A 24,900-nucleotide genomic window follows, 5' to 3' on the forward strand; every position below is an offset into this window, starting at 1 on the left:
ACGATTGGAATTAAATCGATTCATCAATTTTTACAATACTGTCAAACCGCACAAAAGTTTGAACAACGCAACACCTTATGAGATACTTAGTCACTACTTTGAGTTAACCTAACTGTAAACAACGCGAGGATTTCTTACACTTTAATCATGAAACCCAGGCCGTGCTGAGTGCCATGAATCAATGCCAAGAGCTGGCACAAAACAGTGCCAGTAGCGCGACTCAAACCAATGAGATTTTTCATACTATTCATGACAAGTTGGGCCACATTAACGCTGATATCACGCAGATTGCAGCCGCTGCAGATCAGCAAACCCAAACCCTATACTCGCTTGAGGAGCAATCTAGTCAGATTAAGTCTATTGCCGATGAGGTTATGCAGGATACAGAAAGTGCAGAGTTACAAGCGAAGGAACTTAAATCACTTTCTGATCAGTCCAGTCATTTGATGCGGGCATTTAAACTTGAAGACAGTGGCCATTAATGCGGGTGGCCAGAGAAAAAGTGTGTCTAAGAGACGCGTTTGCACCTTAGCAAAAATATAAAAAACAAACCACCCATGAATCCAGTGATAATACCAACGGGAATTTCTTCTGGCTGCATCAGGGTTCTTGCAGCGATATCAGCCCAAATCAAAAAAAAGGCGCCCATTAACATGGAAGCTGGCAGTACTTTAGTATAGTTTCCGCCAACGAGTAAACGGGCAATATGAGGAATCATCAAGCCCACAAAACCAATAACGCCAGAAAAGGCAACCATAACGCCTGTCACTAACGCAGCCAGAATAAAGGTTTTAACTCTAAATGCGTTAACAGAAATGCCGAGCGTAGAGGCGGTTTCATCTCCGAGTGTCATGACGTTCAAACGATGAGCATGAGTCATAAACCAAGCAAAGGCGACGCATAAAATCAATGTAGGCCAAATGAGATGACTCCATTGGGCTAGACCAAGGCCGCCCAGCATCCAAAAAACCACTGTGTGAGTTGCGCGAGGATCACCCAAAAATATCAGCAAATTAGCCAGTGCCATAATCACAAAAGAGATCGCTACACCGGTTAAGATCAAACGGTCCGCACCTGTTGATCGGGTAAAGCTGGCGACACTTAACACTAATCCAGTGGCGAGAATAGCACCGAGGAATGCAAATAGAGGTACGGTAAGCAGCCCAAAAATTAAACCGGTGTGCAGCAGTGCGGTTATCGCCCCAAAAGCTGCACCGGATGATATGCCGAGCAAGTGTGGATCAGCTAAAGGATTTCGAGTGATTGATTGCAAAACACAGCCGATCAACCCTAGGCCAGCCCCCACCAAGCCTGCCAGCAAGACACGGGGCAATCTAATGTCCCAGACGATAGCCGCTCTACCCGTACTGGCTTGAGGATCTACTAGCTGTGTCTGGCTTAACAAAATGTTCCATACGCTGCGTAAGGGGATATGAACGGAACCTATGCTCACGGCAACACCGATTGATAAGATAAGTACTATGATGCTGATCAGCCAAAAGATCTTTGATTTTATAGACATAGCTTGTACGGAAATTTAAGTTTGCTGATGCCCACGTCGTCGATTACAGTGGATAAAATGTGTTAATTAAGGTTTGAATTGCTTGTATATTTCTAGGGCCTGGGGTGGCTTCAATATAATCTAGCACCACAAATCGATTATGTTTAACGGCATCGATTGTCGCCAGTGCGGGCTGAGATTTTAGAAATTCTATCTTTTGTGCAGCGGTCACTTCACCGTAATTCACAATCACGATCACTTCAGGATTGCGCTCAACCACAGCCTCCCAGGCAACACGTGTCCAACTGGCTTCAACATCATCCATGATGTTATGACCGCCGGCTAATTCTATTAAGGCTGTTGGAATCGCATAGCGTGCTGCTGTGAAAGGGGATTCTTCACCGCTGTCATACACAAAAACACGTAACCCTTTCGCATCAGGATCAATTTGCTGGCGCATGTGTATTATGTCTTGTTTCCAGCCTGCGACCAGTGCGTGCGCCTTGTCCTGTACATCGAAAATGTGTCCTAGATTAAGGATATCGTTATACATATCGTCTATTGAGGCTTTATTTTTTGAGGATACAAAAACACAGCTCTCGGTGAGCTCATAGACCTTGATTCCAAAGGGCGCCAGTGTTGCCGGAGTCACTTCACCACCCACTTTCATGCCATAGTTCCAACCGGCAAACCAAAAGTCTAGATCAGCGCCGATCAGGACTTCTCGTGTTGGATATTTAGGGGATAACTCGGGTAGTTCCCCAATACCTTCTCTGAGTGACTCGTCTAGTGTTTTCCAACCCGATATGCCGGTATAGCCGACCATTCGATCTGCTAATCCAAGTGTCAGCATCATTTCCGTTAAATTGACGTCGTTAGAGGCAGCTCTGGCGGGAGCGGCGTTAAATGTGACCTCTCGATCACAGCTTTGTATGGTTTTCGGATACGCAAAAGCCTGTACAGTTAGAAGAGAGGTGACTAATGCGGCGAATAGCTGTGTTTTCATATTTTCTCCGACTGAATCGTTCTAAAATTAAAAAGAAGGTAGGGCAAAATCAAAACGTGATATACCCCTCGGTATGGCTAAGACATCAAAGGCTTGTTGGATATGTGCAGGGTTAAGCACTGTTTCTACTTTGCCTTGGGCGATCATTTTGCCGCGCGACAAAAGTAGAATGTCGTCGGCAAAATCAGCGACTTGATTTAAATCGTGTAAGGAGGCAATGACTGTTATTCCCAGTTGCTTGATCAGGCTGATTAACTCGAGTTGATGACGAATATCCAGATGGTTTGTTGGCTCATCCAGAATGATTAAACTAGGGGCCTGACAAAAGGCACGGGCGAACATGACACGTTGCTTCTCACCGCCAGATAACGATGTAAAAGAGCGTTTTGCGAAAGAAACTAAATCAAACAGCTGTAGAGCATGGTCGATCATGGCGTGATCCTGTTCACGCAGGCCTGAAAATCGGCCTAAATAGGGCATGCGACCCAGGCTGATCATGTCTTTGACAGTCAACGCAAAATCACCGGCTTGTTCCTGCAGTACCACGGCGAGGCGCCGAGAAAGTTCTGTTTTCGAATAAACCTGTAGCGATTGATCATCTATTAATATTTGTCCGCGTTCTGGTGTGTAATAACCATAAATTAAGCGCAGTAACGAGGATTTTCCAGCCCCGTTAGCCCCCAGAACAGCGAGGGTTTTTCCAGGTTCAAGCGTTAAAGAAACGCTTTGCAGTATACCTTGTCCCCAAGAAACATTACGTAGTTCTACAGAGGCGGGCCTAATGTTGTGATCTAAATAAAGTGAGCTCATTCGTTTAGTCGTCCAGAGGTTTGTTTGATTAATCGTTACCTATCAAGTCAAACAGCACGCCTCCCCAAATTCATTTTCAATGACGGCTATCCGCAAGCTATGCTCTTTCGATAAGATGCGGTTGAATAACGTTGTTTTTCTACTTCCAAGGAAACTGGTTAGCAAACTAACGGGGATTTTGAGATTCATGGCAAACTCCTTCTGGATTTAATTTATGTTATGTTATAACATTATTTTAAGAGTGTCCATTATTCTTGTATTCTGGTAGTGGTTGCAGGATTGGGTTTGTTAGTCGGTTAGACAGTTATTTGTTATTGTTACTTGTGCTTTTAGGAGACTATTTAATGAAACGAAATCAGAGTCCTTGTATTGATCTATGTGTTTTTTCAGGGCCAAAGGGATGGTGTCTAGGCTGTGGTCGAACACGTGAAGAATGTCAAAAATGGCGAGGGATGAAGCCCTATGCTAAAAACAGCCTATTAAAAGAGTTGACGGCAAGAATGCGTAAGATTAAAGAGCAACAGCAAGATACCCCAAAGGGGTGAAGTCTCGCTGTTGCCTAATTTGCCTTGTCTTATGTTTTGTTCACTGATTTTTGTAAAGACAGTAGGCGTATGAACGTGTAACTTTTTCGATTTAAAAGCTTAGACCAACCTTTAAACTAAGCTCATGGTCAGCGAAACCTCTGCAAAAAACAGCGATACTCGCGTTGCGCTTGCAATAAACCTATAGCTTTAAAGCGCGCCGTATCACTCAGTTTGCATTGTGCTAGGCGAGAGCAAGCGAGGGGCGTTAAGGTTCCTAGCCGTGGGTAGCCACCGATGGTTTGTCGATCATTCATGAGCACGATGGGTTGTCCGTCTGCGGGCACCTGAACAGCGCCCAGACTAATACCTTCAGAAATCATGGATTGCAAGTGGCATTTGAGGAGATCTCCTTGCAGGCGGATCCCCATTCTGTCTGCTCGCGAGTCTAACCGCCAGGTAGAATTAAAAAATTGAAACAGGCTGCGGCCATAGAAGTGTTGGATTTGTGCACCAGGGATGACATTCAGTAGCGGTGAATTTGCCGCCACGCTGATATCTCAGGCGGTATCGAAGTGTTGTCTCTCTGGCGAAACGCCAGTATTACACAGCGACAATGGCAGCCCAATGAAGTCGTTTACGATGCGCGCCAAGCTTGAATCACTGGGCATTAAACCGTCTTATTCTCGCCCCCGAGTTAGCAATGATAACCCGTATATTGAATCGATGTTACGCACGCTTAAATATTGTCCGCAGTGGCCGTCACAGGGCTTTGAAAGCTTAGATGCGGCACGGCAGTGGGTGAGTTCATTCATACACTGGTACAACGAAGAACATTGCCATAGTGCATTGCGCTTCGTCACGCCTGGGCAACGCTACCGAGGAGAAGAAAAGGAAATATTACGACAACGAAAAGTCGTCTATCAAGATGCTAAAAAGCGCAACCCTAACCGATGGTCTGGCAAAATACGAAACTGGCAGCCAATAGAAAAGGTTGCACTTAACCCTGATAAAAGGGTATTATTAGCGGCATAGCAAATTACTGCAACTAGCCTGAAAGACGCCGACTGCGATAGTGTATCGCTAGTAATATCGTTAGTGGATAGCACGAAGAAAATACCGAGAAGAAAATGCCGTGAAGAAATAAATAAATAACACAAACGGAAATCATTTGATTTTTTAATCGTGTCTAACTACAATCACCACTTCCACCGAATTAAATACTTATCCCAAATGGAATCGGGTAGCCATCTGATTATTCTGACCAGTACCGCAATAGCAGCAATAGAAAAAATCAATCTAGCCCATATAACGGCACTCGCATCAGCGCCCATCACCAGCATGATTAATGTATCATCAATCATGCTGTGGCAAAGGTTTAGCAGGCTCAGTGAAGCAAAAATATCTTGCCTTGAAAGGTGGCCTTTGGCGGCTTCATTCATTAGTAATCCGCCACCGTATGATAAGCCTAAGGTGATGCCTACGATTGACAGGGTCGCTGCCTCTTTACGAATACCCAATAGCCTAAGAAAGGGAATTAACAGAATAATCATGATTTTTTCTACGCCAATCAGCTTGAGTACTTTTAGTAAAAATAACAGCAAGATAATAACCAGTTGAATCATTAATAAGGCAATCAACTGACTTTTAAGCCAGCCAATTAGGCTATCGTCATAGGTGTCTTGCTGCCATAGGACAACCAGTGGCTCTTGTAGCAGGCCATAGCGGGTGTAAATTATGTGAAGTATCCAGGCCAAAAGATAGCCGCCGCCAATGCGTAAAACAAGGGTTACTCTTAGACGTAGCCCCGCTTTTTGTGCAACACGAGCTTCGACAGGTAGGCTATGAGCAAAAAGCATTAATGTCGCAAGTAGCGTGACTTGTTCAACTGTAAACGTCTGTGTTCGCATCATTTCCATTAAAATTAAAAATCCAGCAGACAGATTGGTTAGCATGGTGGTTGCCCAAATTATCGAAAATTCGGGGGGCAGTCCAATCAACTCCATCGGGGGACCAAGAAACCGAGCAATCAAATCTATTCCGCCCATCTCAATGAAAATTTTCACTAAAATAATCACAGGAATCATCACCTTAAACAGCGACACGGAAACAAATATAATTTTTTGTAATAGTTCCTTAAAAAAAACGTTCATGCTCATTATCCTTGGCAGATTTAATATCGAAGGGCGGATTTAATATCGAAGTGCAACGCATCCAAATCTAGATTTCTGCATCATACCTCAAGCGGTATTGTTGACCTAGTGCTCTTCATCAATGACGGTATTAATCTGAATATTCAGTGCGTTGAGCTTTTTGTATAGGGTGGTACGGCTAATCCCAAGCACATGCGCGCATAGGCTATGGTTATTTTGCGTTTGTTCCAGCACACTATTAATCAGCGCTTTTTCGACTTGTTGTATCATTTCTTGATAGAGTAGGCCTTGGTGGCGGGTGGTATGTTTGAAATATTGCTTGACGGCTTTTTGGATTTCTTTGTCGATTTGGTGTGATTTTTTCATGACGGTTTTTGTCCGTTATTTATTTTTACTGGCTTTATTGCCTATTATTGTTAGTCGTTTTATTAACGGCATTCCTAGAGCGGTCTTAGGGCATTACTAAGGCAGCCCTAAGGCGTTTTTAACCCATCCGCATAATCCTCATTCGCATGGTTATCTAGCAATGCCGCGAATACGTCAAGTTGCGCCTCCGCATTATCAATACTAGCGATGTTTTTGAACAAATCTGGCGTACCAGTTAAGTGTTGCAAATATTTCTGAATGTGCTTGCGGGCATAGCGTACGCCAGTAATGCCACCGTAAAGTTGTTGGGTATGGGCGATGTGTTTACACGCGAGTTGAATCTTGTCTATCGCGCTGTCGTGTGCCGTAAAGTGGCAATCTAGTTCGCGGCGAATCGTGTGAAATAACCAAGGGTTACCAAGACTGGCACGTCCCACCATAATGCCATCGCATTGGGTTTGTTGGAGTACTTGTTGCGCTTTTTCGACGCTATCGATATCGCCATTGACAATCATCGGTAGAGGGGTTGCCGCTTTTGCTTGACCAATTAAATCATATTGCGCGTTGCCATTAAATCGGCAGGCGCGTGTGCGACCATGCACCGTAATCAACGAAATCCCGACTCGCTCGGCGATTTGCACGATATCTAACAAGGTATAATTATCATGATCCCAACCTAAACGGGTTTTTAGCGTGACAGGCACGGTGCTTACCGCCGTCACTGCACGTAAAATGGCCTCGACTTTATCCAGCGATTGTAACAAGGCCGAGCCAGCGCCAGTACCGTTGACTTTTTTGGCAGGGCAGCCTAGGTTAATATCAATTATTTCTGCGCCTTGTTTGATATAGTGTGTGGTTGCCATAGCCATTTCGTCAGGCTGATTACCCACAATTTGGATAATATTTGGTGTTGCATGCTCGGTAAAATGCAGACGAGATTGGCTTTTTGGCGTTTGCAGTAATTCGGGCTTGCTCGCGACCATCTCACAGACGCTGTAATCTGCGCCTAGCTGTTCACAAATCTGTCTAAACGCAATATCAGTGACGCCTGCCATCGGTGCTAAACCGATAACTGGACGATTGACTGGGTGTTGACCGGTGAGTCGCTCGAGAATAGGGTGGGGCATTATGCTGATATTGTTGCTAAGACCATACGGGGCAACAAGTGGTTTGCCTGTGCTTCATTGCGCATTCCTGCGGGTACTCTGGTGTGTATGGCGTTGTGCCGTCAACATGCACCAATCGCCTTGGTGTGTGATGGCAAAGTCGCAGAAATCTGTTTGGTAGTGTGATTGAATGGCCTCGGCTTGCGTCGATAACAATCCCGTTAATAAAATCGTGGTGTTGTCGTGACAAAGCGAGACAAAGGTGTCTTTGAGTGTCAGCAATGGTGTCAACAAAATATTGGCAATAATAAAATCGACAGGCGCGTTAGGAACGGTGTCTGGGAGATAGTTGCTGGTGGCATGAGAAACGGCGTTAATGCGCGCATTTGTCGCTGTTGTATCTAGTGCCTTATCATCAATATCGGTCATTATGCAATGCGCGGCACCCATTTTGATGGCGGCGATGCCCAAAATGCCAGAGCCACAGCCATAATCAATCACGCGCTGTCCATCAAAGCGACGACTGGCAATATACGTTAACGCCATGGCGGTGGTGGGGTGTGTGCCTGTCCCAAATGCAAGCCCTGGATCTAGCGTGATAACTTGTGTTTTATCAGTTAGCGCTGACGCTGGGATGCTTTGGTGCGAAGGGCATACCCACAGATGCTGGGCAAATTGCTGTGGCGAGAAATGTTTTGTCCACTCGGTTTCCCACACACGATCCGCGAGTCGATGAATGTTGACTACGGGCACAGGTTGCGGCGCGAGTATCCGTGATAATAAATCTAGGGTTGCGTCGGTTGTGGTGTCGTGTTCAAACAAGCCGGTGACTAATATCTCAGACTCCCATAGCGGTAAATCGCCAGGGTTGGGCTCGACCAAAATAACTTCGTCTTGTTTGCTAGTTAAGGTAACTGAGAGGGCACCCGCGGCAAATAAGGCTTCCTCTAGCGTTTCGTTATCCAGTGTACTGGTTGTTTCGAGGATAATTTCTAGCCAATCTGAATTTGCGGGTGCCGACATCGTTAGGTGATTTATCGCTATGAATTGAGTTGTTTTTCTAAATAGTGGATATTCATACCACCTGCTTGCACGACTTTATCGTTGAGCAAATCCATATGTAATGGAATATTCGTTTTAATGCCTTCTATCGCCATTTCACTCAGTGCGTTTCGCATTTTGGCAATCGCACTTTTGCGATCTTCCGCGTGGGTAATGAGTTTGGCAACCATTGAATCATAAAAAGGCGGTACGCTATAGCCGCTATATAAATGCGTATCAACGCGCACACCATTACCACCCGGTGTATGAAAATAGGATATTTTACCCGGGGATGGGATAAATGTCCGTGGGTCTTCGGCATTAATACGGCATTCGATGGCATGGCCTTTGATAATAATCTCGTCTTGTTTATATGTCAGCGGTAAACCTGCGGCGATACGTAATTGTTCTTTGACAATATCGACGCCCGTGATCATTTCGGTTACGGGGTGCTCGACTTGGACGCGCGTATTCATTTCAATGAAGTAAAATTCGCCGTCCTGGTAGAGAAATTCAAAAGTACCTGCACCACGGTAATTAATGTGTTGACAGGCTTTGGTACAAATTGCACCAATGCGATTACGTTCAGCCTCGGTAATGCCTGGCGCGGGGGCCTCTTCGATGACTTTTTGATGGCGGCGTTGCAGTGAGCAATCGCGTTCACCGAGGTGGATGGCATTGCCGTGCGTATCGGCTAGGACTTGAATTTCAATATGGCGTGGATTGCCCAAAAACTTTTCCATATAGACCATGCCGTTATTAAATGCCGCCTGTGCTTCAGCGGACGTGAGGCGAATCGCATCGGCTAATTCTGAGGCGTTATGAATAACGCGCATACCACGACCGCCACCGCCGCCTGCCGCCTTGACCATAACGGGGTAACCAATGCGTTCTGCATGGGCATGGTTGGCTTTGTCATCATTGGGGTCAAGTGGGCCATTCGAACCAGGTACACAAGGGATGCCTGCAGCTTTCATGGTTTTGATGGCGGCGACCTTGTCACCCATTACGCGAATATTTTCAGCGCTTGGTCCAATAAAAGTAAAACCTGATTCCTCAAGGCGTTGTGCAAATTCGGCATTTTCAGACAAAAAACCATAGCCTGGATGGATGGCATCAGCATCGGTTAATTCGGCCGCACTAATCACTGCATTGGTGTTTAAATAGCTAGCGGTAGAGGCAGGTGCGCCAATACAGACGGTTTCATCCGCTAACAAAACATGTTTGAGGTGCTTGTCGGCTGTGGAGTGAACGGCAACGGTACTAATCCCCATTTCATGGCAGGCACGCAAGATTCGCAGTGCGATTTCTCCGCGATTCGCAATTAACACTTTTTTTAGCATAGTGCCTCCTAGAAATTATTCAATTTCAAATAGTGGTTGGTCAAATTCTACGGGGTCTCCGTCTTTGACCAAAATGGCTTTTACGACACCTTCGGCATCGGCTTCAATTTTATTAAACATTTTCATCGCCTCAACAATACACACAGGGTCGCCGAGTTTGATCTTTTGTCCTACTTTGACAAAAGGTGCGGCATCGGGGTTAGCTGACGCATAAAACGTCCCAACCATAGGCGAGTGAATGCATCGACCTAAGCTAGGCGTAGTCGGTTCGACCGCCTCGACGGGCGTGTTGGCATTCGGTAGGCTGCCTTGATTAGCACCTTGATTAGCGCCTTGATAAGCGCCAGCTGGTTGTGGTGCCGGTGGCTGTGCCCAATATTGGGCTGCTGGGGCATCATGGCTACGGTGGTTAGGACGAGTAATGCGTACCGACTCCTCGCCTTCAAGGATTTCTATTTCGGTGACATCGGTATTTTCTAGTAGTTCGATTAATTTTTTGATTTTTCGAATATCCATTGGTTAACCCCTTTGATTAAACGTTTAAACGATCTTATTGATTAGTTTGTGAAAATTCATGGTGTGCCGCAATAAGCGCCATTTCATAACCATGTGCGCCAAACCCACAGATAACGCCTTGGGCAATATCACTAAAGTAAGAGTGCTGGCGAAAAGGTTCACGCTGAAAAATATTACTTAGATGCACTTCGATAAACGGGATGCCAACAGCCAATAGCGCATCCCGCATGGCGATGCTGGTATGGGTATAAGCGGCTGGGTTTATGATGATAAAGTCAATTTTATTTTCTTGCGCATGTTGAATTTGCTCGATTAAATCACCTTCGTGGTTGCTTTGGTAAAAAGTCAGGTCATTACCAAACTCTTCGGCAAGCGCGAGCATCCGCTCGTGAATTTGAGTGAGCGTGGTGTTGCCATACTGTGCGGGCTCACGTTGACCTAACAGGTTTAAGTTAGGTCCATTTAAAACTAGGATTCTCATTTGTTATCTGTCGTGTTGGCGATTAGTTATCATAACGTGGGGCTTGTTATCGCTTTTGGTCATGGGCTTTTGGTCATGGACTTTTAGTTATGGTTTTTTTGTTATCGTATCGTATCAGTATTGTGTTTTATTGCATTCAACAGTGATGTGCCGCGATGATTAACGCGGCCAATTAACACTAACGATTAGCACGACAAGTCGTGTCAGTTTGGCGTTAGTCACTGCCAATGGCCATCAATCGCTATCAATCGCAACTAGTGGTATTTCAGTTGTGTCTAAGTCACATCCTAAATCACATTCTAAACCACGTTTAAATCACGTTGCTAACTGAGCGGTAATTGTCGCTAATTTGCGGTAAAATGTCCATAAAAATTACGTAAAATTACGTAAAGTGGCTTAAAGTTGCTTAAAATTCATTTTTTGCGTTTTTTGTGCATTCTTAGCGTGGCTGAGGTTTTAGGTGGGTTTTAGGTGGGTTTCTGCGGCTTGGTTGGTTCGCCAACGGCGGCGTAATAGCCTGCGCCAAGGCGACATAACGCATTGATTGCGTCGGCATCAACCTGTATTCGGTTGTTGGCGATGGTCACATAATCATCTGCGACATACGTGTTAATAATTTCTCCAAAGACCAAGGTTTGCTGCTGATTGCCAATTATTTGGCTATCATAGAGACGACAAGCAAACGCAATGGGGGTATTTGTTAGTCGTTTTAAGGGGCTTGTTAAGGGGTTTGTTAAGGGGCGATCAAATAATGACTGACGAGTAGGCATTGATGGATCAGGCGTTGGTGAATCCCAAAAATCAGTGAGTGCGAGGTTCGCATGGGTGAGCTCTGAATCGCCGTATGCGAATGCTTTTGCCGTCGTTTCTACCGCCTGTAATTGGTGGTAATGTGCGATATGCACGACAAACGTTTGGGTGCGCAAGATATTATCCAGCGTGTCTTTAGGGCATGGTGTGTTGTTAGTGGTTGGATTTTGATTGGCTTTGGGTGCGATAGAAAACATCAAAATCGGCGGATCCGAACAAACGGCCGTAAAATAGGAAAAGGGAGCAAGGTTATAGCCATCTGGCTGGGTATTTTCGGTTAATACCCATGCAATCGGACGCGGTATTAAGCATTGCGTCATCAAATAGTAGCACTGTTGGCTAGAAAAGTTTGCTAAATCAAAAATCATCGGCGTTGCCCCCCTTGAAAATCTCAATTAATTAAATGAAAGATTGTCTATTGAACGTTGTCTATTACGTGTTGCCTATTAGGTGTTGTCTATTACGTGCTGTTAATTGCACGCTGTCTAAGGGCTTCAAACAGAACAATCCCTGTGGCAACCGACACATTTAAGCTTTCCATATCGCCTGGCATTGGGATAACAGCCTGAAAATCCACTTGATTTAGCAAGCCGTGCGAGACACCATCGCCTTCATTGCCCATGACAATGACCATGCCTTGACGAAAATCGGTTTGATAAATGGTTTGCTGGCTATGACCGCTCAGCGCCACCGACCATAGCCCATAAGATTTTAGCTCATTCAGTGTGCGGGTTAGGTTTGTTTCATAAAAAATGGGTAACATTTCAGCACCACCGCAAGCAACTTTGCTAACAACAGGCGTGACGCTGGCACTACGATTTTTGGGTAAAATAACGGCATCAACCTGTGCAGCAGCGGCACTACGTAAACAAGCACCCAAGTTATGCGGGTCTTGTATGCCATCAAGTATCAAAAATAGGGGGTCGTTAGTCTGGGCAATATCGGCAATGCTCACGGTACTATCCATGCGGTGTAGTTCGGCGATAACGCCTTGGTGCTTGATGCCAGGCAGCATTAAATCGAGCGTGAGTTTATCTACCCATTCAATGGTGATGTTTTGTTGTTTCGCTTGCTCGGCTAAGCGTTTGATGCGCGTCGTTTGTTTTCCCGCATCTATGAATATTCGGGCAAAAGACTGTGATTTTTCTAACGCCGTGTTAACAGCGTTGATACCGGCTATTTGCTGTTTGGATGAAATCCGTGGTTGGTTTTGGGGCATGGTTATTGACAGGTTGTTCGCTTGTGATTTTTTGATTTTATTGGTTTGTGGTTATTGGTTTGTGGTTATTGGTTTGTGGTTATTGGTTTGTGGTTATTGGTTTGTGGTTATTGGTTTGTGGTTATTGGTTTGTGGTTATTGGTTTGTGGTTATTGGTTTGTGGTTATTCGTATGAATGTTTCGGTAGAGTATCGAGTAGATACATCAACAACGAGTCGTTCAATTGGTACGCCAGCGATTGGTGTATCGGCTAGTGTAGCAGTTTTTTATCGAAAGTAGGGCGGTTTATTTGATAGATATCGTATATCTAGGGAATTATCTAGGCGTTTATTAGGTATTGGTGTGGTTTCTGTTGGTGTTTTCGGTATAATGAGGGTGCAAATTAAAAATTGACAACAAGGGTTTGATGGCATGTGAAAAATCGATTTAAACAGTGGATGACAGCACGTAAGCATATAGAAGGGTTGCGGTTTTTGAAGCCCATTTCGCACTGGCTAGTCGACCCCAATATTTGGCATTTAAATCGTCGAAATATTGCCAGTGGGTTTGCTATCGGTGTGATGATAGGTTGCTTGCCGATACCTTTTCAAATGTTGCTGGCTGCCATGCTAGCGATTGCTTCGCGGGTCAATTTGCCCATTGCATTAATGGCAACCTTTATTAGCAACCCAGTGACCATGCCGTTTTTATTCTCGGCAAATTACTTTTTAGGCACGACCCTGTTAGGTCGGAGCTACCGTGATTTACCCGCCTTTGAATGGGGTTTTAAGGCCGTACTCGATTTGGGCGCTGAGATTCTTATTCCGCTGTATTTAGGCTCGATTGTCATGGGGGTCATTGCGTTTGTGGTGAGCTTATTGTCGGTGCGCATTATTTGGCGCATCCATGTCATTCGGCAATATAACAGACGCCAGCGCAACTGGAAATAACCCGAATCGCTTATCTGAAGCGCTTATCTGAAGCGCGTAGCCTAAGCGCGTAGCCTAAGCCGATTGATGGTCAAATAGGCTAGATGGAGCAAGTGGGTTAAATCGCCAACGTGTGGCAGCCAATACGAGATAGCAAATGTGACAATTCAGTGATGTTTCGTTAAAAAAAGTGAAATACCATAGCCAATCTCAAAGAGACACTTTATAATTTGACGTTAAGCCATCAACCCGCCAATAGAGAATAATAGAGAGCAACAGAAAAAATATGTTATCACGAAAAAATTGTAATTTAATCGCTGCAATCGGCTGTTTTGCTTTGGTTGCTTATGCCTATTTCTACATGGAAAAAACGCTATATTTAATCCCGTGCCCCTTGTGCTATGCCCAACGCTTGGCGTTTGTTGTGCTCGGTGTTTTATTTGTATTGGCGGCATTTTTCCCAGGCGCCAAAAAGGGCAAGCTAATACACACGACACTATTACTACTGGCGGCGATTGGTGGGGCGGCGCTTTCGATACGCCATTTGTATTTGCAAAACCTCCCCAAAGATCAACTCGCCAGCTGCGGTGTGGATTTTTATGGCATGTGGGATGTAATGCCGTTTGGTCAAGCCGTGATTTCAATGCTAAGCGGCGCCAGTGACTGTGGTAGCGTTCAATGGCAGTGGTTGGGGCTTAGCATCCCTGGTTGGACACTGCTTGCTTTTATTGGGTTTGCGTTGTGGGCGCTATGGCATAATGCGTTTCGAGGTGCTTAAATGGCCCACATGACGCCTGACGCTAGCCACCAAACCGCGCATTCAGCCACGGCCACGCATTCAGCCACGGCCACGCATTCAGCCACGGCAAGGCATTCAGCAGCGCATACGTCATTGCGTACGGGTGTCTTGCTGGTCAATTTGGGCTCGCCTGACGACACATCTGTACCAGCGGTTAGGCGTTATTTGACCGAGTTTTTGTCTGATAAACGCGTCATTGATTTGCCCCGCTGGAAATGGTGGCCGATTCTTTACGGTATTGTGCTACGCTTTCGCCCCAAAAAAACCGCCGAAGCCTACGAAAGTGTGTGGACAGCCGCTGGGTCGCCATTAATTAATACTACCCGTTTGCAATGCCAAAAACTGCAGTCACGTTTTGCGGATGATTCGGTGGTATTTGAGTACGCCATGCGCTATGGTAATCCCAGCATCGAGGATAAGATGCAAAAACTGGCGGAACAAGGGATTGCACGCCTTATCGTGTTGCCACTTTACCCGCAGTATTCTAAAACAACCGTTGAAAGCGTGTACGATAAAGTCGATGAAGTGGCTGAAAAAATGGCGTTATCAATCTCTTTGCACAAAATCACACATTACTATGACCACCCGTTGTACATCGATGCCATGGTCAATGCTATCCAGCGCTTTTGGCAACAAAACGAAGTCCCGCAACAACTGGTGTTTTCCTATCATGGCGTACCTGTGCGCTATATCGATCAAGGGGATGCTTATTACGAGCACTGCAAGGCGACAACGGCAAAAATTATCGCCAAACTGTCACCCGTTGATACCGATTGTCTGATGACTTTTCAGTCGCGTTTCGGTCGTGAAGAATGGACCAAGCCCTATACTGACTATACGCTCAAAGAATTAGCACAAAATGGTACCGAAACGTTACACATTATATCGCCAGCCTTTGCTGCCGATTGTTTAGAGACACTTGAAGAATTAGAAGAGGAAAACCGTGAGTACTTCGAAGAAAACGGTGGAAAAATCTACCGCTACATTCCCGCGCTCAATGATGACGACGAGCACATTGACTTGTTCGAGGTCATTATCCGAGAAAGCCTTACCGCCGCAAACACTGAATCGACTTAGGATTCTCATCACGGGCTGTTCGTCTGGCATTGGTTACCACTGTGCTAAGCGTTTGCACGAACAAGGGCATATCGTGGTGGCCGCTTGTCGCCAGTATACGGATGTTAAGCGGCTACAAGACGAAGGATTGCTTGCTGTTCAGCTTGATTTAGACGACAGCGGTTCAATCGTTGAAGGCATTCGTGATTGTCTAGCAATTACACACAACATCCTAGACGTATTGATTAATAATGGGGCGTATGGGCAGCCAGGCGCGGTTGAGGACTTAACACGCGCAACGCTAGAAAAACAATTCAGCACCAATGTTTTTGGCACGCATGAATTAACCAGCAAATTATTAAAAACGCTACTGGCGTCTGATTGCCCGCGCATCATTCAGATCAGTTCGGTGTTGGGTTTGGTTTCGTTGAAATATCGTGGTGCTTATGTGGCATCAAAATATGCGCTCGAAGGGCTTACCGACACGATGCGCCTTGAGCTCGCCGATACGGCGGTTAAAATCGTCTTGGTTGAACCTGGTCCTATTACCTCTCGGTTTCGCGAAAATGCCCAAAAAGCCTTTGTTGAAAACGTTGATACCACGCGTTCGCGCCATGTTGATGCCTATAAACGGGCAATGCGCCGATTTGATAGCACGACAAAACAGCCGTTTACCTTAAGCGAAGAGGCGGTTTATCAAGTCGTTATCCGTGCTATACAGCACCCCAATCCTAAACCGCGTTATTACGTGACCAAAGCCACGTATTTGCTCGGCTATGCAAAACGCATACTATCGACGCGATTATTGGATTGTTTATTGTGTAAAATTTCAGACGATGAAAATAAGCACAGTCGGCAAACGGATGCCAAGGGCGATGAAAAATCTGAAATACATGAAACAACTCACCAGGCGACACACGAGGCGGACGGCAATAATCAAGCGAGTAATCAGGCAAATAATCAGCGTGACCCAGATGATTTGAACGATTTAAACGATTCAAATGATTTAAACGAGTTAAATGGCGCTAATAACTCAGATGGTTTAGATGGTTCAGATGATTATGAGAATACAGATAACCATCGTTCTGCCGATAATGCCAAAACGACCAAAACGGGCAAAACGGATAAAAAGTAGGGTAGTGCCATTTCGTCTATCATTTCGTCTGTTTTATGGTGTTGCCTCTAGGCATTAATTTTTGGCATTAATTTTCAGTACTAATTTTTAGTATTAATCAGGGATAATTTGGGTTTTCTCGCGTGGTTTTTTTCCAAGTGCGCTTGGTAGATATTTTCGCCCATGACTTGTCGGGAAATCAGGTTTTGCATTTCCTGTGCAGTCACCGCTTTATCGAATAGATAACCTTGTCCATAAGCGCATCCGATGTCGCGTATTTTATCCAGCATGGCTTTTGTTTCTATGCCTTCTGCGACCAATTGCATGTCAAATTTTGTCGCCAACGCATTAATGCATTCGACAAAATAGGCGTCTTTTTCATCTTGGTCGATTTCTTTGACAAATGATCGGTCTAATTTGAGTTTATCTATCGGCAACTCGCGCAAATGCGAAAGCGATGATAACCCAGTACCAAAATCATCTAACGCAATCTGAACGCCCAGTGCTTTGAGTGTCTGCATAATGCCAGGTGTTGCTTCTAAATCCTGCATGGCGGTATTTTCTGTGATTTCTAGCACCAGATTCTCTGGTTGGAAATTCGTGTGATGAAAGACATCGGATAACAAGTTGGCCAATTGATTTTGACGATACATCACGGGTGAAATATTGATACTCAGGCAAATATTCGATTCACTGTCCTGATGCCAGCCGCGATAGGCTTTACACGCTGTGTAAATCACCCAATGATTGAGCATTTCGGAGAGTCCGTATTGATCGGCGATTTGAAAAGCCTCCAGCGGATTAATATAGCCATATTTTTTAGAGTACCAACGTAGCAACGCTTCGATAGCATAGATTTTGCCTGTTTTTAAATCGACAATTGGCTGATAATGCACGGTTAAATTATTATCAATAATATCGTTTCGCAGTGCTCTAGAGACACGTTTTCGCCACCGCATATCGGGCGTGAATAGTCGATAATGCGTGCCACTGCGCAAGCGCTTGGCGTGATACATGGCAATATCCGCGTTAGCGACAATATCCTCGGCGTTTTGCCCGTCTTCGGGGTAAAAGCTGACGCCAACGCTGACGTCTTGTTGCATATTGATGTCTTTGATTCGTGAAATCATTTTTATTTGCTGACAAGCAATTTCGGCGATGTTTTCGCATTCGCTGATAGAGTTAACCCCTTCACGAATAATCGAAAATTCATCACCGCCCATGCGAAAGATTAAATTTTGATCGCCCAAAACCTCCTGTAATGATTGACTAACATGCACCAGCATTGCATCACCATAAGCATGTCCAAAATTATCGTTAATTTCTTTGAAATTATTCAAGTCAACAACCAACACGGCATAGCCTGTATTTTTGTCGGCTGCTTTTTTGTGAATTCGCATCAGCCTTTCGTTAAAGAGTTTGCGGTTGGGCAGCCGTGTCAAACTATCATGCGTTGCATGCCAATAGTTACGGTTGCTTTCTTGGAGTAAGAGAATAATCAAAAAAGCACCACTAATGAGGACGATAATAATCGAGCGGTTGACATTTTGCTGAATGGAATTGGCACGATTTAAGCGGCTGGTCACCTCATCGCCTAAATAGCTTTCAAACGAAAATTGCCGCAACGGCGTGAGAAAAGGCGTAAACGATTCTAGCAGTTGATCGGCATTGGCTTTGTCACCTGATTGCAGATTTTCGATAATAGCGGTATTACTATCTAGCCAATCATACAGGTCATCATAGGTTTGCTGGGCACCTGGTAATTCGCGTAATCCCGCCGCCTCAGAACCATTTCTAACTGTCTTTAGACGCGCCCAAAGCAAATCAAATTTGAGCAATAAATAGTCAGATTCCCTGAGGCCTTCACCAACAAGCTCTAACCCTTGTGCAAGCCCTAATGCCGTGCGATCAACCTCTGAGGCAGCGTATGCGCCTGCTTTTTGTGTAAAAGTCAGGTACTCAACGGTTTGGGTTTGTTGTCGAAAGGCCAAACCAGAAAAGACAATAAAAATGGCGATGACAAGCATCGCAAACACACTTTTGATGGTCGTTCGTTGATTAAAGTTTGGCATGCTAGTTGGTTAATCAGTGGTTAATTAAGTTGTCATTAGTTGTTAATCAACTGTGAGTCGGCAGTAAAAAAACGGTTTAGTTCGCCTTTACTCAACGGTCAGATTAAGCAGCTGCCACACTGATCTTGCGTGATATTTTAGCTGGTCTGTTTCTGGTTGTTGGGAGTAGGGGTAAATAATTCGTAAAGGGCCTAAATCCCGTCGGCTAATCGTCTCTCCGTTATGTTTGTAGGCGATTATTACGTCGTACTTGAGTAAATCTTCCCACGGGATAACAGCGTAATAGTCATCTAATGCGGTTACGGTAATACCACCGTTACGGTTAGTAAGCGCTTTTTCGAGTCCAGCTTTGTCAAGTTTGGCGCTTGCCAGCGCATAGGCCATGACATCCGCGAGCAACACGCCTTCGAAGTGCTGCTTTTCATCACTCCAGGGGGTATTGGTTTCGAAGGCGATTGCAGGAAAAGCCTGTAGCATGGGTAAGTCTAATACCAGTGTGTTTTTTTCAGTATTCGTGACACGAATATTGCCATCAATGGTAAGTAGTGGTTTTTCAGTCAGTTCGGGCAGTTGTAATGATTGGCTTTGGGTATCGCCCTGAGAATTGGGTTCGCTTTGTGCTTGTGCCAGCGAAGTCATGCCCAATGACGTGATAGCCAACGAAACAATACTCAAGGTGGCGAATAATAGGGGGGGGATACGCATCTTAGTTCTCCTTTTTTTATAATTGATTGATGGGTTCACTAAGGTAATAATACCGTTATTACCTGTTAGCTATTATTGTATGTCTAAATGTGAATAAATACCAGCAGCTAAGTGATGATGAGCAGACAATACGCAGACAATAGGCAATAGCTGGGTGGTTGATAGTTATTGGTTTTTTTCTGTCCAACGACTAATGCCCTCTGAAAAGGCAATACCGCATAATACGAGCAGCAAACCAATCCCATGATACCAACGAAAGGCTTCGCCAAGGATGATAACGGATAACATGGCACCAAAAATGGGGATTAAGTTGATCGCAAAACCTGCTCGGCTTGCGCCGATTAGCTCAACCCCTTTGGCGTAGCATAGCTGCGCGACAATAGAGGGGAAAATGGCGATATAGACTAATATTAGCACAGAACGCCCATTGATATGTAAAAAACCGCCGTGTTGCGATTCGTATAGCGCAAATGGAATCGCCACCATTAACGCACAAACAGCCAGCACAAAAATAAAACTCATCCAACTGATATGTGGTTTAAATCGCAATATAATAGAGTATGCAGCGTACAATACACAAGCAATCAGCATCAGCGTATCACCCTGATTAATGCCTTGGCTGATGGTGTTGATAATATCGCCTTTTGTGGCCGTAATCGCAACACCCAAAAAGGCCAACACAACGCCCAGCAACTGGAGTATGAAAATCCGCTGTCGGAAAAAAACCAGATTTAATAATAAAATAATCATCGGGATTGCGGCTTGAACAATCGAGACATTAATGGCGCTGGTGTGGTTGAGCGCCGCGTATAGCAATAAATTAAATGCGGTAAAGCCCATGGCGCCATAAACAAAAAGCAAGGGTAAATGCACGCGAATCGTTCGCCATTCTCTTTTGATGCTAGGGATGGCAAATGGCAGTAAAACACTACACGCAATCGCCCAGCGCATCAACGTGAGTATCATGGGCGAGACCTCTGGTGCTGCCAGTTTTCCAGCAATGGTATTGCCTGCCCAAATAAGTGGTGCCAACGTCAGTAATAAATAAGGGCGATTCAACATAATAGATTCAACATAATCGATTTAGCATAGCAGATTCGGCATAACGAACATAGCAAAGTAGGGGTAAGATAACTAAAAGTGTCAATTCAGATAACCGCTGAATTGCACTGGTGAATTGCACTGGCGTGTACCGATTAAGTCGTTTGTTTGGCGCGTTATTTGGCGCGTTATTTGCTGTTATTTGGTTAAGGTGACAGTCGTTGTTTTTCCCATATCGTACTATCATCTAATACCTTATCATCTAATTCTGTGGTTGTGTACTGGATACGATCGTGTAAACGCCCAGGCTGACCTTGCCAAAATTCAAAGCGCGTGGGTCGGATACGATACCCACCCCAAAAATCAGGTAACGGGACGGATTTTCCTGCAAACCGCTGTGCCAATTGTTTGGCCTTGTCAATTAACAATTGCCGAGAATCAATGACTTGGCTTTGCTGCGATACCCAAGCGCCAATTTGGCTCTCTTTGGGGCGAGAGGCAAAATATTTGAGTGATTCCGCTTGGCTGATTTTTTCAGCACGGCCTTCGATAAGTAGTTGTCGCTGCAACGGATACCAAGGGAAACAAACGCTTACTTGCGGGTTTTCGCTAATGTCGTGAGCTTTTTGGCTGTGGTAATTGGTGAAAAACACAAACCCATGATGGTCAAAATATTTTAATAAAACGGTTCGCGTGCGCAACCGCCCAGCGTGATTAGCCGTTGATAAGACGAATGCATTGGGCTCGGCTAAATGTTCGGTGTGCCGCGCCAGCTCAAACCATTGCTCAAATAGTTTCACAGGGCTATCTGGCATTGTTTTTATATCTAACGGCTCGTGTTTGTCAAACACCGTCCGCATCTGGCTGATATCGTTCATTTTGGCTGTTTTTATCGTGGCCGTTGTCGTTGCCGTTGCTGTTGTGTGCGACGGCTCACCAGTATCATCAGCCCTATCAGCAATAATAAGCTTAAGAAATGATTCGCAGGAATCGGAGCCGGTGGACCGATACGCGGTACGAGTGTCCATGTGTCAGCAATCAATCGCAGCTGATAAGTAACGCCCGCAGCGATGTAGGTTGTTGTGCCGTCTGATAACGAAGCACTATTTGCATCACCTGTGACGCGAATGAGGGGAATATTCATTATGTCAGAATTCGCGGGATCTAGGTTATTTAAATAAATCACCAAAGGCGCTGTTACATTGCCGTCAATCGTTAACAAGTCAGATTCGTGCGTGCCAGTATTAATATCCAATCGCACCGTGCCATTGTTCTCAAAGTCACCGATAATCGTCGGTGTGTCGTCGGTGGCATCATCGCTTAAGGTGAGCAAGCTGTTGTTAATCACAGGCGTTGGCGGTACGCCGACAATCGCCAGCGTCGAGGTATCAAATAGTCCAGTAGTTCCATCGTTAATAAAGGTAGAAGCAGAAACCGTCGTCGTGCCAAAGACGCCAAAAAGCGTCCCTGGAGTAACCACGACAGTCAATTGCGCTTTGGAAAAGCCCATAAAACAAAGCGTGACGAGAATCGTGACTAATTTAGCAATCCAATGTCTGTCGTAGCGGCTGTTGCTTTGTCTACTCCTTTGGCTACTTCCCTGGCTATTGTCTGAGCAGACTGGCGCTGCGGGCTGTGTCTTTGGGTTTGCCCGCTGGTTGCTTGCCTTTTCTCGTAGCGCCTTTTCTCGCAGCGTCATTTGTTGTCGTGCTATTTGTTGTCGCATGTTCTGCACTCTCATCCATTATATCCTTTTGAACTTATCATCTGTGGCCTAATTTTAACACACGTTCAAGGGGGTTAACTCACTAACAAAATGTAAATTTACCGAAATAGCGATTGAAATTGCTAATCAGGTTACCTATACTGCTAATAAATACTGCTAATAAGGTAATGTTTAACATGTCATTGTGTTATCGAAATGCTGATTTAAATGTTTATTTAAACGTTTATTTAAACGTTTTGAAACGAACCCAGCGTTATCAACCTAACTCACGCTCATGCGGTTCAATTCGATTCACCTAATACATCAATAATACATCGATAATACATCAACCTTGATTACATTTACCTTGATAACAATCACCATATTACATACTATACTATATAAATTGCTTACAACAAAATCTGACACAAAAAAGAAACCGCTCAGTATTGAAATAACGCTCGTAACCATTTCAAAAACTGCTAAAAAACTAAAAAATAACTAAGGTAACCACATGAAAGCACTCGTTAAAGCAAAATCAGAAAAGGGCATTTGGATGCAAAATGTGCCAGAGCCCAGTTGCGGACATAATGATGTCAAAATAAAAATTAAAAAATCCGCAATTTGTGGCACTGATATGCATATTTATCAATGGGATAAATGGGCGCAGTCGACAATCCCTGTGCCGATGGTGGTCGGGCATGAATATATGGGTGAAATCGTTGAAATTGGCAGCGAAGTCAATAATTTGGCTATTGGTGATCGTGTCTCTGGCGAGGGGCATATTGTCTGTGGGCATTGCCGCAACTGCCTCGGCGGAAAAAAACATTTGTGCCTTAATACCGTTGGCGTTGGGGTTAATCGCCCGGGTTCTTTTGCTGAGTACCTTGTTATCCCCGCTGAAAATGTATTCAAACTGCCTGCGCATGTTAGCGACGACGTGGCGTCGATTTTTGATCCGTTTGGTAACGCGGTTCATACCGCATTGTCGTTTGATATGGTGGGTGAGGATGTGTTGATTACTGGCGCTGGACCAATTGGCATTATGGCGGCGGCAATTTGCCGTCACGCAGGGGCGCGTTTTGTCGTCGTAACCGATGTAAACGATTATCGACTCGAGTTAGCCAAAAATATCGCAACCAACATCACCACGGTCAATGTTGCCAATAGTGAATTAAAAACCGCCATGCAATCACTCGGTATGGTCGAAGGATTTGATGTCGGGCTTGAAATGTCTGGCGTAGGCGTTGCATTAGAGCAAATGATGAGCAATATGATTAATGGCGGTAAAATTGCGATTTTGGGTATTCCACCCGATAAAATTCAGCTAGACCTTGCACATGTTATTTTCAAAGGGCTGACGATTAAAGGGATTTACGGCAGAGAAATGTTTGAAACTTGGTATAAAATGGGTATGCTCGTGCAATCAGGCGTTGCGATTGAACGTGTGATTACGCACCATTTTAGCATTGATGATTATCAACTGGCTTTTGAAACCATGGCATCAGGGCAAAGCGGTAAAGTCATTATGGACTGGAATTGAGGCGCAAATTAAGCCTCAAATTGAGGTCGCGGTTGAGATAGATTGAATTGACAACACTGTGAAAATCGACATTATTACCATCGGGGATAAATTGCCCAATTGGGCGAATGAAGCGGTTTTTGATTATCAAAAACGGTTTCATAGCATGGCAGACTTTTCTCTGTCGATTAAAGCCATTGCGCCCAAAAAACGCACAAAAACTGCCAACATTAGCAACATTGTGGCGGCTGAGAGTGCGGCGCTAATTGCCGCGATTCCCAATCATTACCATGCGATTGCATTAGATGTCGCAGGGCAACAGATGAGTAGCGAAGCCCTTGCAACACAGCTTGATAATTACCATAGCCAAGGCGATAACTTGGCCATTTTAATTGGCGGTCCCGATGGGTTTGATGACACTGTGAGGCAGCGTGTCGATGGCCGTTGGTCCGTATCGCGTCTGACACTGCCGCATCCGCTGGTTCGCGTACTAATCGTCGAAACCTTATACCGCAGCGTCAGTATCTTGCATCAGCATCCTTATCATCGTGCCAGCACGATGCGCTAAGATAATCTAACGCTGTATATTAACCCGTATATCAATGCCATGTAAATACCATTTTAAATAATATCTACGTCGCTACATAACTACATAACAGACAATACATAACAGACAAACCAAAAGCAACCAAAAGCAATCAATATAACCAAAAAGTAACCCAATGCCACCATCAAATACCACAACCCTGTGCCAGCTACTGGTACAATTAAGCGATGAATTAACGCACCAAAATCTATGGTCTAGCGAACCACCTAGTCCCGAGCAAATGGCAAGCCAAGCTCCGTTTTGCGTTGACACCATGCCACTTGAGCAGTGGCTTCAATGGGTTTTTATTCCGCGCTTACAGGCCTTGTTAGCAGCAGGCGACTTGCGCCAGTTACCCCAACAGTCGGATGTCTTTAGCATGGCGGATTATGTTTTTTCGCCGTATGCAGCCGACACTACCGCGATTTGTGCCACAGTTTCTGCTATTGATGCACTGATTAACGAACTAAGCAACGAAGCACCAGTAATAACTAGCAATAACTAGCAATAACGAAT

Annotated in this window: 26 protein-coding genes and 4 pseudogenes; 11 read left to right on the forward strand and 19 right to left on the reverse strand. The window is 44.9% G+C overall.

From position 1 onward, the window contains the following. Together GCU85_RS10465 and GCU85_RS06505 are read left to right on the forward strand one after the other, a co-directional pair. A pseudogene (locus tag GCU85_RS10465) lies at positions 1-100 on the forward strand (IS481 family transposase); the annotation flags it as partial. Between the two features lie 73 nt (positions 101-173). After that, complete coding sequence (locus GCU85_RS06505; protein ID WP_152810380.1) at positions 174-482, forward strand: methyl-accepting chemotaxis protein; 309 nt, start codon at positions 174-176, stop codon at positions 480-482. Positions 483-508: 26 nt separating this feature from the next. On the opposite strand, the gene GCU85_RS06510 is transcribed toward GCU85_RS06505, so the two are convergent. The 4 genes and pseudogenes from GCU85_RS06510 to GCU85_RS06525 form a co-directional block, all read right to left on the reverse strand. Next, positions 509-1,522 (reverse strand): FecCD family ABC transporter permease, encoded by a 1,014-nt coding sequence (locus GCU85_RS06510; RefSeq protein ID WP_152810381.1) that lies wholly within the window; start codon positions 1,520-1,522, stop codon positions 509-511. A 43-nt stretch (positions 1,523-1,565) separates the two neighbouring features. Further along, positions 1,566-2,507 carry an ABC transporter substrate-binding protein gene (locus GCU85_RS06515; protein ID WP_152810382.1) on the reverse strand — a complete coding sequence of 314 codons (942 nt, stop codon included), beginning with the start codon at positions 2,505-2,507 and terminating at the stop codon, positions 1,566-1,568. Positions 2,508-2,534: 27 nt separating this feature from the next. Beyond that, a complete protein-coding gene (locus tag GCU85_RS06520) occupies positions 2,535-3,317 on the reverse strand; it encodes an ABC transporter ATP-binding protein (protein ID WP_152810383.1) in 783 nt (260 codons plus the stop codon). A 60-nt stretch (positions 3,318-3,377) separates the two neighbouring features. Continuing rightward, a pseudogene (locus GCU85_RS06525) lies at positions 3,378-3,506 on the reverse strand (GTP-binding protein); the annotation flags it as partial. 155 nt (positions 3,507-3,661) lie between these two features. Between GCU85_RS06525 and GCU85_RS06530 the strand changes: the two are divergent. Further along, the gene (locus GCU85_RS06530) at positions 3,662-3,862 is read left to right on the forward strand and encodes a DUF1289 domain-containing protein (protein ID WP_152810385.1); all 201 of its coding nucleotides are present in this window, start codon (positions 3,662-3,664) and stop codon (positions 3,860-3,862) included. Between the two features lie 128 nt (positions 3,863-3,990). Here the strand turns inward: GCU85_RS06530 and GCU85_RS06535 are convergent. Then, positions 3,991-4,371: pseudogene (locus tag GCU85_RS06535) on the reverse strand (biotin-dependent carboxyltransferase family protein); the annotation flags it as partial. A 70-nt stretch (positions 4,372-4,441) separates the two neighbouring features. Between GCU85_RS06535 and GCU85_RS06540 the strand changes: the two are divergent. Beyond that, positions 4,442-4,876 (forward strand): annotated as a pseudogene (locus tag GCU85_RS06540) (transposase); the annotation flags it as partial. 164 nt (positions 4,877-5,040) lie between these two features. Here the strand turns inward: GCU85_RS06540 and GCU85_RS06545 are convergent. From GCU85_RS06545 to rlmB, 9 genes are all read right to left on the reverse strand, one after another. Further along, the gene (locus GCU85_RS06545) at positions 5,041-5,994 is read right to left on the reverse strand and encodes a nucleoside recognition domain-containing protein (protein WP_152810387.1); all 954 of its coding nucleotides are present in this window, start codon (positions 5,992-5,994) and stop codon (positions 5,041-5,043) included. Positions 5,995-6,099: 105 nt separating this feature from the next. Continuing rightward, positions 6,100-6,360, reverse strand: a complete 261-nt coding sequence (locus tag GCU85_RS06550) for a helix-turn-helix domain-containing protein (RefSeq protein ID WP_152810388.1) — start codon at positions 6,358-6,360, stop codon at positions 6,100-6,102. 107 nt (positions 6,361-6,467) lie between these two features. Continuing rightward, positions 6,468-7,487, reverse strand: coding sequence for a tRNA dihydrouridine synthase DusB (gene dusB, locus GCU85_RS06555; protein WP_152810389.1), 1,020 nt, complete (start codon positions 7,485-7,487; stop codon positions 6,468-6,470). A gap of 54 nt (positions 7,488-7,541) precedes the next feature. After that, positions 7,542-8,489, reverse strand: coding sequence for a 50S ribosomal protein L11 methyltransferase (prmA, locus tag GCU85_RS06560; RefSeq protein ID WP_152810390.1), 948 nt, complete (start codon positions 8,487-8,489; stop codon positions 7,542-7,544). A gap of 17 nt (positions 8,490-8,506) precedes the next feature. Beyond that, positions 8,507-9,850, reverse strand: coding sequence for an acetyl-CoA carboxylase biotin carboxylase subunit (gene accC / locus GCU85_RS06565; protein ID WP_152810391.1), 1,344 nt, complete (start codon positions 9,848-9,850; stop codon positions 8,507-8,509). A gap of 15 nt (positions 9,851-9,865) precedes the next feature. Further along, positions 9,866-10,366, reverse strand: coding sequence for an acetyl-CoA carboxylase biotin carboxyl carrier protein (gene accB, locus GCU85_RS06570; protein ID WP_152810392.1), 501 nt, complete (start codon positions 10,364-10,366; stop codon positions 9,866-9,868). Positions 10,367-10,400: 34 nt separating this feature from the next. Further along, a complete protein-coding gene (aroQ, locus tag GCU85_RS06575) occupies positions 10,401-10,847 on the reverse strand; it encodes a type II 3-dehydroquinate dehydratase (RefSeq protein WP_152810393.1) in 447 nt (148 codons plus the stop codon). A gap of 467 nt (positions 10,848-11,314) precedes the next feature. After that, the gene (locus GCU85_RS06580; RefSeq protein WP_152810394.1) at positions 11,315-12,025 is read right to left on the reverse strand and encodes a flavin reductase family protein; all 711 of its coding nucleotides are present in this window, start codon (positions 12,023-12,025) and stop codon (positions 11,315-11,317) included. 92 nt (positions 12,026-12,117) lie between these two features. Continuing rightward, the gene (gene rlmB / locus GCU85_RS06585) at positions 12,118-12,876 is read right to left on the reverse strand and encodes a 23S rRNA (guanosine(2251)-2'-O)-methyltransferase RlmB (RefSeq protein WP_152810395.1); all 759 of its coding nucleotides are present in this window, start codon (positions 12,874-12,876) and stop codon (positions 12,118-12,120) included. A 413-nt stretch (positions 12,877-13,289) separates the two neighbouring features. Between rlmB and GCU85_RS06595 the strand changes: the two genes are divergently transcribed. The 4 genes from GCU85_RS06595 (at position 13,290) to GCU85_RS06610 (ending at position 16,774) form a co-directional block, all read left to right on the forward strand. After that, positions 13,290-13,805 carry a DUF2062 domain-containing protein gene (locus tag GCU85_RS06595; protein WP_152810396.1) on the forward strand — a complete coding sequence of 172 codons (516 nt, stop codon included), beginning with the start codon at positions 13,290-13,292 and terminating at the stop codon, positions 13,803-13,805. Between the two features lie 265 nt (positions 13,806-14,070). Continuing rightward, the gene (locus tag GCU85_RS06600) at positions 14,071-14,562 is read left to right on the forward strand and encodes a disulfide bond formation protein B (protein WP_152810397.1); all 492 of its coding nucleotides are present in this window, start codon (positions 14,071-14,073) and stop codon (positions 14,560-14,562) included. Then, positions 14,563-15,660 carry a ferrochelatase gene (gene hemH, locus GCU85_RS06605; protein WP_218110583.1) on the forward strand — a complete coding sequence of 366 codons (1,098 nt, stop codon included), beginning with the start codon at positions 14,563-14,565 and terminating at the stop codon, positions 15,658-15,660. Next, positions 15,581-16,774 carry an SDR family NAD(P)-dependent oxidoreductase gene (locus tag GCU85_RS06610; protein ID WP_218110584.1) on the forward strand — a complete coding sequence of 398 codons (1,194 nt, stop codon included), beginning with the start codon at positions 15,581-15,583 and terminating at the stop codon, positions 16,772-16,774. The genes hemH and GCU85_RS06610 overlap by 80 nt, the downstream gene beginning before the upstream one ends. A gap of 80 nt (positions 16,775-16,854) precedes the next feature. Here the strand turns inward: GCU85_RS06610 and GCU85_RS06615 are convergent, their stop codons facing one another. From GCU85_RS06615 to GCU85_RS06635, 5 genes are all read right to left on the reverse strand, one after another. Then, positions 16,855-18,825: a putative bifunctional diguanylate cyclase/phosphodiesterase gene (locus GCU85_RS06615; RefSeq protein ID WP_152810398.1), complete on the reverse strand. Its 1,971-nt coding sequence runs from the start codon at positions 18,823-18,825 to the stop codon at positions 16,855-16,857. An 87-nt stretch (positions 18,826-18,912) separates the two neighbouring features. Then, complete coding sequence (locus GCU85_RS06620; protein ID WP_152810399.1) at positions 18,913-19,530, reverse strand: molybdopterin-dependent oxidoreductase; 618 nt, start codon at positions 19,528-19,530, stop codon at positions 18,913-18,915. A 165-nt stretch (positions 19,531-19,695) separates the two neighbouring features. Beyond that, positions 19,696-20,592, reverse strand: a complete 897-nt coding sequence (locus GCU85_RS06625; RefSeq protein WP_152810400.1) for a DMT family transporter — start codon at positions 20,590-20,592, stop codon at positions 19,696-19,698. Between the two features lie 185 nt (positions 20,593-20,777). Continuing rightward, positions 20,778-21,449 carry a pyridoxamine 5'-phosphate oxidase gene (pdxH, locus tag GCU85_RS06630; protein ID WP_152810401.1) on the reverse strand — a complete coding sequence of 224 codons (672 nt, stop codon included), beginning with the start codon at positions 21,447-21,449 and terminating at the stop codon, positions 20,778-20,780. Between the two features lie 11 nt (positions 21,450-21,460). Then, positions 21,461-22,297 carry an autotransporter outer membrane beta-barrel domain-containing protein gene (locus GCU85_RS06635; protein WP_218110585.1) on the reverse strand — a complete coding sequence of 279 codons (837 nt, stop codon included), beginning with the start codon at positions 22,295-22,297 and terminating at the stop codon, positions 21,461-21,463. 493 nt (positions 22,298-22,790) lie between these two features. Here GCU85_RS06635 and tdh point away from each other — a divergent pair, with 493 nt between their 5' ends. The 3 genes from tdh (at position 22,791) to GCU85_RS06650 (ending at position 24,889) form a co-directional block, all read left to right on the forward strand. After that, entirely contained in the window at positions 22,791-23,819 is a 1,029-nt protein-coding gene (gene tdh, locus GCU85_RS06640) for an L-threonine 3-dehydrogenase (protein ID WP_152810403.1), read from the forward strand. A 58-nt stretch (positions 23,820-23,877) separates the two neighbouring features. Further along, positions 23,878-24,366, forward strand: a complete 489-nt coding sequence (rlmH, locus tag GCU85_RS06645; protein ID WP_152810404.1) for a 23S rRNA (pseudouridine(1915)-N(3))-methyltransferase RlmH — start codon at positions 23,878-23,880, stop codon at positions 24,364-24,366. Positions 24,367-24,520: 154 nt separating this feature from the next. Then, positions 24,521-24,889, forward strand: coding sequence for a YqcC family protein (locus GCU85_RS06650; RefSeq protein ID WP_152810405.1), 369 nt, complete (start codon positions 24,521-24,523; stop codon positions 24,887-24,889). Positions 24,890-24,900 lie beyond the last annotated feature (11 nt).

This window comes from Ostreibacterium oceani (assembly GCF_009362845.1).
Lineage (GTDB): Bacteria > Pseudomonadota > Gammaproteobacteria > Cardiobacteriales > Ostreibacteriaceae > Ostreibacterium > Ostreibacterium oceani.